The 15126-nt window shown below is 64.0% G+C and carries 12 protein-coding genes; 6 read left to right on the plus strand and 6 right to left on the minus strand.

The window, feature by feature from the left end:
• Window position 1: 1 nt before the first annotated feature.
• Window positions 2-904: an SDR family NAD(P)-dependent oxidoreductase gene (locus AC1RNQ_RS06890; RefSeq protein WP_493169965.1), complete on the minus strand. Its 903-nt coding sequence runs from the start codon at window positions 902-904 to the stop codon at window positions 2-4.
• A gap of 83 nt (window positions 905-987) precedes the next feature.
• On the opposite strand from AC1RNQ_RS06890, the gene AC1RNQ_RS06895 reads away from it, so the two are divergent.
• Window positions 988-1674 carry a nuclear transport factor 2 family protein gene (locus AC1RNQ_RS06895; RefSeq protein ID WP_493169967.1) on the plus strand — a complete coding sequence of 229 codons (687 nt, stop codon included), beginning with the start codon at window positions 988-990 and terminating at the stop codon, window positions 1672-1674.
• 22 nt (window positions 1675-1696) lie between these two features.
• Here AC1RNQ_RS06895 and AC1RNQ_RS06900 read toward each other — a convergent pair whose 3' ends face one another.
• The gene (locus AC1RNQ_RS06900; RefSeq protein ID WP_493169969.1) at window positions 1697-2149 is read right to left on the minus strand and encodes a MarR family winged helix-turn-helix transcriptional regulator; all 453 of its coding nucleotides are present in this window, start codon (window positions 2147-2149) and stop codon (window positions 1697-1699) included.
• 264 nt (window positions 2150-2413) lie between these two features.
• On the opposite strand from AC1RNQ_RS06900, the gene AC1RNQ_RS06905 reads away from it, so the two are divergent.
• The 5 genes from AC1RNQ_RS06905 (at window position 2414) to folD (ending at window position 8514) form a co-directional block, all read left to right on the plus strand.
• Window positions 2414-4903 (plus strand): TonB-dependent receptor, encoded by a 2490-nt coding sequence (locus tag AC1RNQ_RS06905; RefSeq protein WP_493169970.1) that lies wholly within the window; start codon window positions 2414-2416, stop codon window positions 4901-4903.
• Between the two features lie 304 nt (window positions 4904-5207).
• On the plus strand, window positions 5208-6785 hold the full coding sequence (locus tag AC1RNQ_RS06910; protein ID WP_493169972.1) for an FAD-binding oxidoreductase: 1578 nt from the start codon (window positions 5208-5210) through the stop codon (window positions 6783-6785).
• On the plus strand, window positions 6782-7210 hold the full coding sequence (locus AC1RNQ_RS06915) for a c-type cytochrome (RefSeq protein ID WP_493169973.1): 429 nt from the start codon (window positions 6782-6784) through the stop codon (window positions 7208-7210). Before AC1RNQ_RS06910 ends, AC1RNQ_RS06915 begins: the two co-directional genes overlap by 4 nt.
• Window positions 7207-7557, plus strand: a complete 351-nt coding sequence (locus AC1RNQ_RS06920; RefSeq protein ID WP_493169975.1) for a hypothetical protein — start codon at window positions 7207-7209, stop codon at window positions 7555-7557. The genes AC1RNQ_RS06915 and AC1RNQ_RS06920 overlap by 4 nt, the downstream gene beginning before the upstream one ends.
• A gap of 96 nt (window positions 7558-7653) precedes the next feature.
• Entirely contained in the window at window positions 7654-8514 is an 861-nt protein-coding gene (folD, locus tag AC1RNQ_RS06925; protein WP_493169977.1) for a bifunctional methylenetetrahydrofolate dehydrogenase/methenyltetrahydrofolate cyclohydrolase FolD, read from the plus strand.
• Here the strand turns inward: folD and AC1RNQ_RS06930 are convergent.
• The 4 genes from AC1RNQ_RS06930 to AC1RNQ_RS06945 form a co-directional block, all read right to left on the minus strand.
• Window positions 8511-10028 (minus strand): carboxylesterase/lipase family protein, encoded by a 1518-nt coding sequence (locus tag AC1RNQ_RS06930; protein WP_493169979.1) that lies wholly within the window; start codon window positions 10026-10028, stop codon window positions 8511-8513. The genes folD and AC1RNQ_RS06930 overlap by 4 nt on opposite strands.
• On the minus strand, window positions 10009-11247 hold the full coding sequence (locus AC1RNQ_RS06935; RefSeq protein WP_493169981.1) for a serine hydrolase domain-containing protein: 1239 nt from the start codon (window positions 11245-11247) through the stop codon (window positions 10009-10011). Before AC1RNQ_RS06935 ends, AC1RNQ_RS06930 begins: the two co-directional genes overlap by 20 nt.
• Window positions 11244-12359, minus strand: coding sequence for an NAD(P)-dependent alcohol dehydrogenase (locus AC1RNQ_RS06940; protein ID WP_493169983.1), 1116 nt, complete (start codon window positions 12357-12359; stop codon window positions 11244-11246). Before AC1RNQ_RS06940 ends, AC1RNQ_RS06935 begins: the two co-directional genes overlap by 4 nt.
• Window positions 12360-12431: 72 nt before the next feature.
• Window positions 12432-15077, minus strand: a complete 2646-nt coding sequence (locus AC1RNQ_RS06945) for a TonB-dependent receptor (RefSeq protein ID WP_493169985.1) — start codon at window positions 15075-15077, stop codon at window positions 12432-12434.
• Window positions 15078-15126 lie beyond the last annotated feature (49 nt).

Consider the following 15126-nt stretch of genomic DNA (forward strand, 5'->3'; position numbering starts at 1 on the left):
CTCATGTCAAATCGCCCAGTTCGACGATCCGCCCTTCGGCCGCCGCGCGGTTCGCCGCGCGGCGCAGCCCTTCGATGTGCAACCGGCCCTCGGGCGCCGCCTCGTCGGGCAGCGCCGCCAGCGAATCGCGATAGATGGCTTCGAAATCCTCGGCGAATTCGGGATGGGTCAGCACCAACCCGCGATTGGCGGCGACCCCCGCGAGCGTCTTGCGGCCAACCTCGATCGGTTCCATCCCAAGATCGAACGCCGTCCCAAACTGCGCGAGCACCTCGCGGTCGGGGGGCGCAAAACCCGATTCGGCAAAAGCGGCGGGGCGCTTCAGCGCGGAATCCCACGCATTGGTGCGCGTCAGCCCCGGGCACATCAATGTCACGCCGATATGATGGGGCGCCAGATTGTAGCGCAGCGATTCGGTCAGCCCGCGCACCGCGAACTTGCTCGCGGTATAAAGGCCCGCCTGCGGTCCGGGCAGGAAGGCCGCCATCGACGCGACGTTGACGATGTGCCCGCCCTCGCCATGCGCCTTGATATGCGGCAGGAAGGACACCAGCCCGTTGACGACGCCGCCGAAATTGACCCCCATGATCCAGTCATAATCGTCGTGGCGCGCCTCGTCGGCGGGGCCGAAGACGCTGACCCCGGCATTGTTGACCAGGATATGCACCTTGCCCGCCGCGGCGGCCACGGCGGCAAATTCCGCGCGGTCGGTGACGTCGAGCTTCACGAAGCGCGGGATCGCGAAACCCCGCCCGGCGAACCAGGCTTCGGCCGCCGCGCGATAGTCTTCGTTGCGATAGCTGAGAATGAGGTCGCATCCCGCCTCCGCAAAGGCTTGGGCGATTCCCAGTCCGATTCCCGACACGCCGCCCGTTATGAAGGCGGTCTTGCCCCTGACATCCATCCCGATTTCCTCTCGCCACGATCCATAACATTTGTTAGCAATGCATACAAATCGAAACAAGCCGTCAAGCGGGAGAGTGGAAGATGACCGATGTCGAGGCGCGCCTCGCGGCGCTGGAAAATCGCGTGGCCGAGCTCGAGGATGTGGGCGCCATCCGCCGTCTGCACCATGCCTATGGCTATTATATCGACTTCAATCGCGCCGACGATGTCGCCGATCTGTTCGCCGAGGATGGCGAGGTGATATTCCTGTCCGGCATCTACCGCGGCCGCGCGGGCGTCCGCCGCCTCTATGGCACCTGGTTCAAGAATTTCTTTCTCGCGCCCGGCGAGGAAGGCCCCGCCGACGGCTTCCTGCTCGATCATTTCCAGATGCAGGACGTCATCACCGTCGCGCCCGACCGCCAGACCGCAAAAGGCCGGTTCCGGGCGATCCTGTTCGGCGGCAGCCACGAGTCGCGCGCGTACAAGCCCGACGGTCTGCCCCTGCAGTTCTACGAGGCCGGGATTTATGAAAACGACTATGTCCGCGAGGACGGTTGCTGGAAGATCAAGCGGCTCGACTATATGATGCAGTGGCAGGCCGACTATGAAACCGGCTGGGCGCACACGATCGCCCATCTCCAGCCGCTGATGGAGTGCTGGCCCGCCAACCCGATCGGCCCCGATGCGCTGCTTCCGGAAAGCATGCGGCGCGAGACCTGGCCGCACCGCCAGGATGTGCCGATGCATTTCGCGCACCCCAAATTCGGCGCGGCGCTGGCGAGCTAGAATTGCGGATTGGCCGTCGACCTCAAGCGCGCTTCACATGGTACGAATCGGAGGGCGTTTCCCATTCGATCAGTCGCCGGTCCATCCGCGACAGCGAATCGGCAGCCCGCGTCAGTTCCTGCTCGTCGAAATCGGCGAACAGGAAATCGGCGACCGACCCCATGCGCCGCCGCATCGACACATATTTCTTTCGTCCCGTCGCGGTCAGCCGATAGGGCTTGCGGCGGCGGTTCGCCGAATTGTCGACCAATTCGATCAGACCCATTTCCAACAGGCTGGCCAACGCGCGACTGACGTTCATCGGCTGCATCGCCATCATCTCGGCGAGTTCGTGCCCGGCCAGTTCGCCCTCGCCGCCGAGCATCAGCACGATGCGCAATTCGGTCACGCTGACCTCCTCCGCGTCGGCGACATCGTCGCGCATCGGCCGGCCGATGCGCGTCGCGACCTTGAGCAGGCTCACCAGCAGTTCCACTAACGCATCTCTTTCCATCAACATAACCATTTTCCGCGCATTGGATCGCCATAGCCGTTTCCCGCCGTCGTTGTCACGCCCGGAAATCCGGGGCCGCGGCGCGAATTGCTAACATTTGATTGTGTCTTGCCATCGGCCATCATTGTATGCTTTACTAACAAAGTTAGGGACGAAGAATCCCGACGGATAAGGATGAGGGAGGAGAGGGCCGTGTTCAAAATTTCACACCATAATTCCATGAGGAATCGCTGTCTTGCGACCAGTGTGGCGACTTTCGCCCTGATCGCTGCGACTCCGGCGCTTGCGCAAGAAGCGCCGGACGCCGCCAGCGACCAGCCGACCGACAACGAAATCGTCGTCACCGCGCAATTCCGCGAACAGCGGCTGCAGGACACCCCGCTCGCGATTACCGCCGTATCGGGAGACACGCTGGAACAGCGCAGCGCAACCAATTTGAATGCGATCGCCGATTCGGCGCCGAGCGTCGTCCTGCGTCCCGCTTCGGCGGCGTTCGGCAACTCGATCACGGCGACGATCCGCGGTTTCGGCCAGATCGATTTCAACCCCGCCTATGAACCGGGCGTCGGCCTCTATATTGACGATGTCTATTATCCGCGCCTGACCGGCGCCAATTTCGATCTGATGGATGTCGAGCGGATCGAAGTGCTGCGCGGACCGCAGGGCACGCTCACGGGCCGCAACTCCGAAGGCGGCGCGATCAAGTTCATCTCGCGCAAGCCAACCGGCGAAGGCGGCGGCTATGTCTCGGCGACCTATGGCAGCCGGAACCGCATCAACCTGCGCGCCAGCGCCGACTTCACGATAGCCAAGGATCTGTTCGCGCGCTTGTCGGGCACCTTTGCCGACCAGGGCGGCTATGTCGATGTCATCGATTATGGCTGCGCGAACCCGACGAGCGGCGTTCCGGCGCTCGGCGGCGGCAGCAAGTGCACGCAATATGAACTGGGCGACGTCGGATATAAGGCGCTGCGCGGCATCCTGCGCTATAATCCGTCCGATAACGTCGATGTGATGATCAGCGCCGACTATACCAAGGATAGCCACAACAATGGCGCCGAAATCCTGCTGTACGGCAGCAACACCAACCCCAACGTCAGGACGGTGAACGGCCTTCCGTTCGACAGCCGCTTCGTCTGCGGCAAATTCTGCAACTACACCACGCTCGGCCAGAATGCCGCGAGCTGGGTGGCGGGCGTTATCCCGCCGCTGCAGGGCTTCCCCGTCGCCGCGACGCGCGGCCAGCAGAGTTCGGACTATGAGGGCTGGGGCGTGTCGGGCAACGTCGAGCTGGGGCTGAGCGACAGCATGCAGCTGACGTCGATCAGCGCCTATCGCGAATGGGACAGCAGCTTCAGCATCGACGGCGACCTGTCGCCGGCCAATGTCGGTTTCGGCAACAATGAGCTGTCGCACTGGTTCTGGAGCCAGGAGTTGCGGCTGAATGCCGAAATCAGCGATCAGTTCAACATCACGCTCGGCGGCTATTATTCGGACGAAAAGACCACCTATTATACGCTGCAGGACATCCGCTACGTCGCGGTCTCGACCCCGGGCGGTCCGCTGCCGCTGTTTCCGCTCCAGTTCATCGGCGACGATCCGGTGCGGACCAAGTCCAAGGCGCTGTTCGGAACCGCCATCTATGAGCTGACCGACGATCTGACCATCACCGCCGGCGTTCGTTACACCAAGGATTCAAAGGATTATACCTTCTTCCGCTACAATCTCGACGGGTCCACGATCAATCCGTTCCTCGACGGCATCGGTGCCGCCTATGGCGCGGGTTATCAAGGTGCGGATACGCTCGATACCGATGGCGACGGCAACACGACCGAAATCGTCACCGCGCTGACCGGCCGGACCGCCAGCTTCCGCGGCAGTCGCTGGGATTACCGGGTCTCGGCCGACTATCGTTTCTCGCCCGAGGTGCTGGCTTACGCCACGGTTTCCACCGGCTACAAGGCGGGCGGCGTCGGCCCCCGCCCCTTCAACGCGGCGCAGGCCATCGGCTTTGGGCCGGAGGAGCTGACTTCGTTCGAGCTCGGGCTGAAGACCGACCTGTTCGACCGTATGGTGCGGTTGAACACGGCGGTCTTCTATAATGATTTCAAAAACGCCCAGTTGACTTTGTTGTCCTGTCCCCAGTTCGGCGGCCCCGGCCCGTGCGCGCTGCCGCAGAATGCCGGCAACGCGAAGGTCAAGGGTTTCGAGGTCGAATTCTTCGCGACGCCGACCGAAGGACTGCAGATCGACGCCTCGCTGTCCTACATCGACTGGAATTGGAAATGCGTCAATCCGGCGGTCGTCGGCCTGGCTTCGGGCGCCTGCTCGAGCGATCCGGCGGTCGTCGGCCGCTTGAGCAAGAATCCGCGCGGGCTGATGAAGTGGAAGTGGAATGCCGGCATCCAGTATCGCGCCGACCTGGGTAGCGCAGGTTCGCTGACCCCGCGCTTCGATGTGTCCTTCCAGGACGGCATCGCGGGCGGGGACCTTGCGCCGACGGCCGGTTCACCCTCGGCGCTCTTCGGACAGGTGGGAAGCTATACGCTGGCCAACGCCCGCCTGACCTGGCGCAATGCCGACGAGGATCTGGACATCAGCCTCGAGGTCACCAACCTGTTCGACAAATATTACTTCGTGTCCAAGTTCGACCTTACCGGTGCGGGCGCGGGCGCGATCACCGGCCAGCCAGGGCGGCCGCGCGAATGGGCGCTGACGGTCAAGAAGAAATTCTGACCGAAACTCTCGGCAAAAGGGGGAAAGGGCGGCTCTCGAGCCGCCCTTTTTTTGGCGATTATATCGATTGCAAATTCTCCTCCGAACGGCGGCTTTGGGGTGTGGGTAGCGGCCATCACCGATCCTCCCCGGCACGGGGAGGATCGCTCTTGTCCGCTTCCGCCCGGAACCGGTCATTCATTGTCGTGTTTGCAAAGGACATAATCGCCCTTTTTTTGGGGTTGCGCCGCCACAAATCCATTGACGCGAAACGCGTTCCTCGACACAATGATAACAAATGTTATAATCAAATGGGAGACGGCAGGTGGAACTCACCTTACCGCCGCGGGTTTCGCCTGCGCAGTTCGACGTCGCGCTAAAGGCCTATGAAGGCGTAGTCGGCAAGCAATGGGTCCTTGCGACCGACGAGGACCGCGACGCCTATTCGGACATCTACGCCCCCGGCCCCGAAAGCGAATGGCCGCCGTCGGCCGCCGTTTCCCCGGCGACGGTCGAGGAAATCCAGGCGATCGTCCGGCTGGCGAACCAGCACAAGACGCCGCTGTGGCCCGTCTCGCGCGGCAAGAATCTGGGCTATGGCACCGCCGCGCCGCGGATGCCCGGCTCGATCGTCCTCGACCTCAGCCGCATGATGAAGATCCACGAGCTCAACAGCGAGCTTGGCTATTGCGTGATCGAACCCGGGGTCAGCTTTTTCGACCTGTACGAGCATATCCAGCGGGAAAAGGCGCCCTTGTGGATGTCGGTGCCCGGCAATGGCTGGGGCTCGGTGCTCGGCAACGCGCTCGACCATGGCGTCGGCTATACGCCTTATGGCCAGCATGCCCGCAACCTGTGCGGGCTCGAGGTCGTGATGCCCGACGGCGAACTGCTGCGCACCGGAATGGGGGGGCTCGACGGCGGCCACAGCTGGCATGTCTTTCCGCTGAGCTATGGTCCCGACTGGACGCATATGTTCACCCAGTCGAACATGGGCGTGGTCGCGAAGGCCGGCGTGTGGTTGCAGCCCGAACCCGAAGCCTCGTTGCAACTGACCTGGGACATAGCGGAGGCCGAGGACATCGGCTGGGTGGTCGACACGATTACCCCGCTGAAGACCGCCGGGGTCATCGAGCAGAATGTCTTCATTCCGTCCTGGCTCGGCAAGATCGTGCTGATGGGCCAGCGCAAGGATTTCTGGGACAAGGAAGGCGCGATCCCCGAATGGCGCGTCCAGGAACTGCTCAAGGAGCATAAGCTGGGATATTGGCAGGTCCAGATCCGCTTCTATGGCGACGAGCGTCTCAACCGGGCCCGCGCCGACATCGTCAAGCAGGCGTTCAAAAAGCACCTCGACGCCGCGCCGCGCGAGGAAAAATGGAACCGCGGCGACCCGGTCAATCAATATGATGTGACAATGGGCATCCCGTCGGCAGTCGCGCTGCAGATGGGCGACTGGGTGGGCGGACGCGGCGCGCATATGGGATTTTCGCCCGTGGTGCCGGCAACCTCCAAGCATGTGCTTGGCCAGCTCCAGCGCAGCCGCAAGATCATCGCCGATCACGACGTCGATTTCTATGCCAGCTTCACGATCGGCGGCCGCTACGCCACCAATATCAACATGCTGATGTACGATCGCGACAAGCCCGAACAGGTCGCCAATATCCGCAAGATGTTCGACGCGCTGATCAAGGGCACGGCCGAAGCCGGCTATGGCGAATATCGCACCCACCTGGGCTGGATGGATGCGGTCAGCGCAACCTATGACTTCAACGATGGCGCGCAGCGGCGCTTCAACGAAATCGTCAAGGACGCGCTTGATCCCAATGGAATCATCGCCCCGGGCAAGCAGGGCGTCTGGCCGTCGGTCTATCGGGATCAGCCGCAGGGAGGCCGGCCATGAAGATGATCGCGCTGTTGCCGCTGCTGCTCCTCGCGGCCTGCAATTCTTCCGCGGATTCGGAGAAGGACGCGGGCGGCCCACCGCAAGGCGGCCCACCCGCTCCCCCGCCCTACCAGATGCGCGCCGAGCTTCCCGCCGGCGACCGGCTCGCGGTGCAAAGCGACGGCGAAGCGCTGTTCTCGAACCGCTGCGGCGCCTGCCACCTCGCCGGCGGGATGGGGACCAACCTGCTGACCAAGCAACGCATCGCCGCGGGCGAACCGCCGCAGAGCGGCCTGCTCGCCAACCGCACCGACCTGACCGCGGACTATGTGAAATCGGTGGTCCGGATGGGCAAGGTCGCGATGCCGCGGCTTTCACGTACCGAGGTTACCGATAGCGAGCTCGATGCCATCGCGGCCTATCTTGGAAAGACCGGCAAATGATTCTGTCGCGCCGCAATCTCCTCGCGTCGGGCGCGGCCGCAGCTACGGTGGCCGCGGTCGGCGGATCGCGCCTTGCCGCCGCCGCGCCGCCGGCGCTGGTCGTTTATGACAGCCGGCGCGCCGACAGCCTGGCTTTCGCGCGGAGCATCGCCGCGCCGCGCATCGACGTCGCGCGCGAAGACGCCAATCTCTGGCGCGCGGTGCGCGGCGTGGCGGTCGAAGGCACCGTCGTCGGGCTGACGGGGTGGAGCGACTGGGTCCTCGTGCGCGGGATGCTCCAGGAAAAGGGCAAGCGGCTGCGACGCGAGGCGCGCGCCGGCCGCCTTTTCCAATGGACCATGGGCTGAACCGACAAGACGGTCCGCATTTTGGCGGTTTCCTGGCTCTTGGCGTTGACGCGTCACGCTCTATTTTGTATGTAATACATACTAATGGAGGACGGGATGCCGGCAAGGATTATCGATGGACTGGCGCTCGCCAAGGCGATGCGCGGCGGCTTTGCCGACCGTGTCGCGGAACTCGGCGGCCACGGGGTAACGCCCGGGCTTGCGGTCCTGCTGGTCGGCGAAGATCCGGCGTCGGCGGTCTATGTCGGACGCAAGATCAAAGCGTGCGCCGCGGTCGGCATCCGTTCCTTTGCCGAACATCTGCCCGCCTCGATCAGCAACGCCGAACTGCTCGGCCGCATCGTCGAACTCAACGCCGATCCGCATGTCCACGGCATATTGGTCCAGCTACCGCTGCCGCCGCATATCGACATGGACCGGGTGCTCGAGACGATCTCCGCCGAAAAGGATGTCGACGGCTTTCACCTCTACAATGTCGGCGGCCTCGTCACCGGCAGCACGGTGTTTTCGCCCTGCACGCCCTATGGCGTCGTCAAGCTGCTCGAGCATGAGGGGGTCGCGATCGAAGGGCAGAATGTCGTCGTCGTCGGCGCCAGCAACATCGTCGGCAAGCCGATGGCGCTGATGCTGATGGCGCGCGACGCGACGGTGTCGATCTGTCACGCGAAGACCCGCGACCTGGCCCAATTTACGATCCTCGCCGACATCCTCGTCGTCGCGGCCGGGGTGCCCAATCTGATCGTCCCGCAGATGGTCAAGCAGGGCGCGGTGGTGATCGACGTCGGCATCAACCGCCTGCCCGACGGCCGGATCACCGGCGACGTCGATTTCGACGGCGTGCGGAAAAAGGCGTCGGCGATCACGCCCGTTCCGGGCGGGGTCGGTCCGATGACGGTCACGATGCTGCTCGAAAATACGATCAAGTCCGCCGAACGGACGTCGGCGCTGGCGGCCTAGCCCGAAGTCGCGTCCAGCTCCGACGCATCCAGCTCCGACAAGGCGCTCAGCACGGGGGCATCGATACCGTTCCACACCTGGCGTGTCGCAGCGTCGGGATCCGAAACGACCCGGTCCTCGTAGTTGAACACCAATGTCTTGCGCTGCTGTGCATCATAAACGGGCCAATCGTCGCGTGGCGCGCCGGTCTTGACGAAAGACGCCCAATGCGCCTTCATCCGGTCGGCCAATGCCTTGCGGCGACCGGTCATTCGGCCACCGCGTGCGATCGCCGCCAGCGCGCCGCGATATGGCCAGACAAAGGCGAGTTCGAGCGCATGGGTCGCCCCGGCGATCGGGTGGGCATAGTCGAAGCGATAGACGAATGTGTCGGCCACGCCCGCGTGACGTTCGGCAAAATGCAGTGTTGGCAGCTTGAAGGTCATATCCGACGCCAGATGGCGCCGCCCCGCTTTGTCCTTGCCATAGGCCGATAAAATCCGCGCGGCCTGCTCGGGCTCGAAACTGCGCGCGACGATCGCCTCCAGCCGCTCGCGGGAGACCGGCAGGACGTTTTTTGCCACCACGTCGAACAGCCATATCTCATCGCGGTTGGCGCCCGCCATGACCGGGATCGGCGGAGTCGGCGCGGCAACCGCAGCGTCCAGGCTGGCCGGGACCAGTTCACCGTCGAACCATGGAGCGGCGGGAATCGCATCGCGAACCTTGCGGAACACCGCGCATTGCGCATCCATCAGGCGTTTCAGATCGCATGTTCTGAGATCCTCCGCCGTTACCGTATCGTGTCCCAACTCGGCCAGGTACAGGTGGGCCAGCCGCTTGCTGGTCGCTTGGTCATGGACGAGATTCAACCCCCCGCTCTGCAGGATCGCGCCGGCGAACAGGCCGTTCGCTTCCGGGCTGTGCATCAACAGGGAGACCGACATCGCGCCAGCCGATTCGCCCGCGATCGTCACGCGGGCAGGATCGCCGCCAAATCGCTCTATATTGTCGCGCACCCAGCGCAGCGCCGCAATCTGGTCGCGCAGTCCGAGATTGGAGGGAATGTCGCTGCCTTCCAGCACGTCGCCAAAATTGACGAAGCCCAATATCCCCAGCCGGTAGTTGATCGACACCACCACCAGATCATGGTGTTCGGCAAATTCGACACCCCGGGAAGAATCGCCCGCGCCGCCGACAAAGGCGCCGCCGTGGATCCAGACCAGGACCGGTCGCAATTCGCTGCGGATCCAGGCGGGCGCCCAGACGTTCAGATGCAGGCAGTTTTCGTCGAGCCCCGGCGCCTTCATCTTGGTGGCCCGCACCGATCCGCCCATATTCTGCGGGCATTGGGCCGCAAAGCGATGGCAGGGCCGGATGCCCGGCCAAGGATCGACCGGTCGCGGCGCTTCGAACCTGTCGGCGCTAGCATAGGGAATCCCTAACCAAGCGCGCGCGCCATCGACAAGACCGCCCTCGACCGTCCCCGACGATGTTTCGATCACGAAATCGGATTCACTTCGGTCCATGCTCATCTTGCCCGTCGGTCACGATCTGATGGAAGTAGACGAAAGACTCGCGCATGACATGGGCGGGCTCGGGTTGGGGAAAATGGCTGAGCTTGACGATCACCGTCCGGCTTTCGGGATGCACGTAAATAAACTGCCCGGCCAGCCCGACCGCCGCATAGGCACCCGGTTCGTCGTCGAGCTGCCAGAACTGGAAGCCATAACCGCCGCGCAGCCCGAGCGCATTGTCGTCGGGAAACGGGAGCATTTCCGTTGCCCGGCGCATCCATCCCGCAGGCAGGATGCGCCGGTCGCCGCGCATGCCGTCGTTCAGCATCAACAGCCCCAGCCGCCCGAAATCGCGTAGCTGCGCATTATATCCCATCCCGGTCAGCTCACGGCCAACCCCCGGCGGACCGTCGGCGATCCAGAAACCGTCGGCCTCCATCCCCGCCGGACCCCACAAATGCGAGGCCATGAATTCGGCGACCGGCTGTTTGGTCGCCCTTTCGAGGATCCATCCGAGCACCGCCGTGTCGAGCGTCGCATAGTTGAACCGGCTGCCCGGCGGCGCCTTGCGGCCGATCGTCCGCGCGCGGTCGGCAAAGCGTTCCTTGTTGAGAACGATGGCATTCATATGGATCAGCGCCGCCATGCTGGGCTTGTCGCCGAAATCATAGCGTTCCTCATAATCGACGCCCGAGCGCATTTGCAGCAGTTGGCGGATCGTCACATCGCCATAGGCGCCCGCCTTCAGTTCGGGCACATAGTCGCCCGCCCGATCGTCGAGCGAACGGATATGGCCTTTGTCGAGCGCGATGCCGATGAGCAGCGACGTGATCGATTTTGCCATCGAAAAGGAGATGAAATGATCGGCTTCGGTCGACCGGTTGCGGTAATCTTCAAAGACGATCTTGCCATCGCGGATCACCAGAAAGGCGTTCGTGTAGGTGCGCGCGGCAAAGTCGGCGTAGCTGCGGTGCTGGCCGGAGAAGACATAAGCCGGTGGCGACAAAGCCTCGCCAAGCGGCAGTTCCCATACCGGGCCGGCCCGCAGCACGGGGCGCGTTTCGAACATCTGTGCCGAATTGCGGAAGGTGAAGGCATTGATGTCGGCGTCGAGCCAGTGCTGCCGCATCGTTACCACCGGATCGGGCGGTGCCGTCTCAGCCGCCGCGGGCTGACCATGTGCCGGTGCAACAAGCAGCTGCGCGGCGGCGAACAGGAACAGGGCGCGGCGCATCATTGCGGCATCCGCACGACGGGCTTGATCACCCGCCCGCTTTCACCTGCGTCGATCGCCTCGGCGATCTCGGCGAAGTCGAAATATTCGACCAGCCGGTCGAACGGAAAACGGCCCGCGCGATAATGCGCGATCAACTGCGGGATGAATTCGGCAGGATCGGCGCTACCCTCCACCACGCCCCGCACGACACGGCCGCCGCTCATCGCAAAGGTCGCGTCGATCTCGACAGCCTGCCCCGGCACATAGGCGCCGACCAGCGCCAGTTCGCCGCGCGGTGCCAGCGCCGGAAGCGCGGCGTTGCAGACGGCGGTCAAACCGGTGGTGTCGATGATATAGTCGAAACCCGCCGGACAACCCGCCGCGGCGGCATGGTCCACAACGCCGGCCGCGGCGGCCTCGAAGCCGTGCGTCGCGCCCAGCGTCTGCGCGATGCCGACCCGCGCCAGGTTCAGGTCGAGCGCGGCTATCGTCGTCGCGCCGGCGATCGCCGCCGCCATCACCGCCGACAGCCCGACCGCGCCGACCCCGATCACCGCGACGCTGGTCCCGGGCCGGACATGGAGCGCGTTCAGCACCGCGCCGGCGCCGGTCTGGATCCCGCAACCGAGCGGACCGAGCAGTTCGAGCGGCAGATCCTTGTCGACCTTGACCGCATTGCTGGCGGGGACGACGGCGTGGGTGGCAAAGCTCGACTGGCCGAATACATGGCTGTGGATCGGCGCGCCGTCCCGGTCGGCCAGCGACGTGCTGCCGTCGGGACGCTGCCCGAGAAAGTTCAGCGCAAACCAATTGTGGCAATAGGCCGGCTGCATTTCGTCGCAGGACACGCAGGCGCCGCAATGGGCGAAGCTGAGCACGACATGGTCGCCGACATCGAGGTGCGAAACCGCGCTGCCGAGCGCCAGCACGACGCCGGCGCCCTCATGTCCCAGCACCACCGGCTGCGGCACGGGCAACAGCCCGTCGCGCATCACCATGTCGGTGTGGCAAACCCCGACCGCGCGTATCGCCACCAGAATTTCGTGCGGCAACGGATCGCCGACCGTCACCGGTTCGATCGAGGGGTCGCCGCCGACCGTCCGCTGGACGGCAGCCATCGCAGCCATGGGCATCGGATCGCCTCCTTATTTTTCGTAAACTGCCGGGCCAGGAGATCGTCCTTCCCTGGCCCGGCCCGACCGGGATCAGAAGCTGAAGCCGATCTTCGCATACCATTCGCGCGGGCGATTATAGGTGCCGAAGATGCCCCCCGCCGCCAGGTTGGCGCCGCCGCTGGTATAATAGCGTTTGTCGGTCAGGTTGGTCGCGCCGAGGGTCAGCGACCAATGCTCCGACGGTTCATTGTAGGTGATGGCCGCATTGATCATGTCATAGGATGATCGCCGGGTCGCCAAAGTGCGCGCGATATCGTTCCACAGCGAACTGCTGTGCGTCCAGTCGGCCAGGAAGACGAGCGAGCCGCCGTTGCCCAGCTTTGCCTCGTAGCGCGGGCTGAAATTGAACTTGAAATCGGGCGTCTTGGGCAGCGGCGCGCCGACGAAAATGCCGGCCTGCACGCCCGCAATGGGGCCGGCATTGACCAGCGCAGCGGCATCGAGCCGGGTGAACCGGGCGTCGATATAGCCCATCGAGGCATTGAGCGTCAGCCCGTCGACCGGAACCGCGACGACCTCCAGCTCGAGCCCCTTGATGCGCGCATCGCCGGCATTGTCGATCGTCGGCGAGGTGCCGATCTGGATGTTCAGCTGCAGCCCGCGATAGGCGGTCGTGAAGGCCGCGGCATTGATCTGGAGGCGGCGGTCGAGCCAGGTCGACTTGACCCCGACTTCCCAGGTCGTCGCCTTTTCCTCGTCGAAGTCGGGCGCCAGCGTTCCCTGCGGGTTCGACAGGCGCGTCGTCCAGCCGCCGGTCTTGTAACCCTTCGACCAGCTGCCATAGATCATGACATCCTCGCTGGGATGGAGTTGCAGACCCAGTTTCGGCGAGAAATTGCTGAAGGATTTGCGGTTGACGCCGGGCACATACAGCTGGGTCGGCGCGGACGGATCGGGGAAGCTCAACGCCGCAAAGCAGGGCGGACCGCCGGCGGCGACCGGCGGCGCGAGCGGGAAATCGCCCAGGGGACGGATATTGCCGTTGGCGTCCGAACAGCCGAACAATTTATAGTTGAAGCCGTTGAGATCCTGCTGGCCGCCTTCGAACAGCTTGCGTTCCTTGGTATAGCGCGCGCCGACGGTGATCCCCACCCATTCCACGGGGCGGAAATCGACCTGTCCGAAAAAGGCATGGTTCTTGGTGTCGAACCGGTTCGGTCCGTCAACCTGCAACAGCCCCTCGGCAAAGGTCACATAGTCGTGCAGGTCGCCCTTTTCCTGGAAATAATAGGCGCCGAGTACATAGTTGAGCCGGTCGTCGAGTCCCTGCCCGAGCAGCTGCAATTCCTGGCTGAACTGCGACTGGTTCTGCTCGAAGCTCAGTTCGAGCATCGACAGCGGCGATCCGTCGAGATCGCTCCCCGATTTCCAGCCGCTCTTGCGATAGCCGGTGATCGACTTGATAGTCAGGCCATCGCTCACCTCATAGGCCAGCGTTCCCGCCAGACCCCAGGTCGTCAGCTTCGAAAAGCTGGGCCCGGTGGCATAGCTGCTGTCGGGATCGGCGAGCAGGAAGCGGTTGTCCCAGGGAATGCGGTCGTTGGTCGGGTCGCCATCGACATTGACGCTGGCCAGCGGGCTGAGCCTGCGGCCCGGCAGGAACTGCGTCCCGCGTACGCCGCAGAGCGCCTGGGCGCCGCGCGCCGCGATTTCCGCCCCCGTCGAACCGATGCAGAAGTTATAGAGGCCCGAAAAGAGAAAGCCGGTCGCGCCCGTCGGATCGAACGCCGTGCCGGGGAGGACGAAGGATCCGGCGAAATTGCCCGGCACATTCGCCGCGGCGACCAGCTTGGTCGCCTGCGCCGACGAATCCTGGCGCGTATAATCGCCGGTCAAGGTAGCGGTAAAGGCGCCGCCGTCGTCCCATTTCAGCTTGCCACGCAGGCTGAAGCTGTTGTCCCCGCCTTCGCGCGACGCCGTTTCATAGTCGGCATGGTTGAAGTTGAGATAAGTGTCGGAGTTCGATGCGAACTGCGCCCCGGCGCCCGTATAGGGCAGCCGTTTCAGGAACCCCTGCCGATTGGTCACGGCAAAGGTGAGCGACGACGACAGCGATTCGGAGAGCGGCACATCGACCGTCCCGCGCGCCTTCAGCAGATTGTAGCTGCCGGTCGTCACGTCACCGACGAAGCGGAATTCCTTGCCGGGATCATGGGTGACGATCGAGATCGCGCCGCCGATCGTGTTGCGCCCGAACAAGGTGCCCTGCGGCCCCTTCAACACTTCGATCCGCTCGACGTCGGGTAGGTCCTGGTTCGCGCCGACCGTGCGGGCCAGATAGATGCCGTCGAGATAGATGCCGACGCCGGGGTCGATGTTGAAGGCGAAATCGTCCGACCCGATCCCGCGGATCGTCGCCGACAAGACCGACGCCGACCCTGAAAAGGGCGTGCCCCCGTCGAGGTTGACGTTGGGGGCCAGCCCCGACAGCCCCGACACGCTGGTGACCGCCCGTTCCTGGAGCGTATCGCCCCCGAAGGCCGAAATGGCGATCGGTACGTCCTGGACATTCTGCGAACGCTTCTGTGCGGTCACCACGATTTCGGCGACGCCGCCCTGACTCTCTTCGGCGGGCGCCGTCTCCGCGGGCGACGTCTCTTGTGCGAAGGCAGGCACGGTCGCCGTCGCCAACGACAGGGCCGCAAGGCTTGCGCGGTGCAGGAACTGATAGGTCACAATACTCTCCCCATTTATGTCATTTATCGCGGCGACCTTAGGGTGCAGC

The organism is Sphingopyxis sp. GW821-FHT12F08 (genome assembly GCF_058806755.1).

What these genes read in the sequence shown, in the direction of transcription:
- AC1RNQ_RS06920 (WP_493169975.1), top strand. Translation starts at nt 7,207, where the DNA reads ATGATTCTGTCGCGCCGCAATCTCCTCGCGTCGGGCGCGGCCGCAGCT.
- AC1RNQ_RS06890 (WP_493169965.1), bottom strand. Translation starts at nt 904, where the DNA reads ATGGATGTCAGGGGCAAGACCGCCTTCATAACGGGCGGCGTGTCGGGA.
- AC1RNQ_RS06935 (WP_493169981.1), bottom strand. Translation starts at nt 11,247, where the DNA reads ATGATGCGCCGCGCCCTGTTCCTGTTCGCCGCCGCGCAGCTGCTTGTT.
- folD (WP_493169977.1), top strand. Translation starts at nt 7,654, where the DNA reads ATGCCGGCAAGGATTATCGATGGACTGGCGCTCGCCAAGGCGATGCGC.
- AC1RNQ_RS06940 (WP_493169983.1), bottom strand. Translation starts at nt 12,359, where the DNA reads ATGCCCATGGCTGCGATGGCTGCCGTCCAGCGGACGGTCGGCGGCGAC.
- AC1RNQ_RS06895 (WP_493169967.1), top strand. Translation starts at nt 988, where the DNA reads ATGACCGATGTCGAGGCGCGCCTCGCGGCGCTGGAAAATCGCGTGGCC.
- AC1RNQ_RS06915 (WP_493169973.1), top strand. Translation starts at nt 6,782, where the DNA reads ATGAAGATGATCGCGCTGTTGCCGCTGCTGCTCCTCGCGGCCTGCAAT.
- AC1RNQ_RS06930 (WP_493169979.1), bottom strand. Translation starts at nt 10,028, where the DNA reads ATGAGCATGGACCGAAGTGAATCCGATTTCGTGATCGAAACATCGTCG.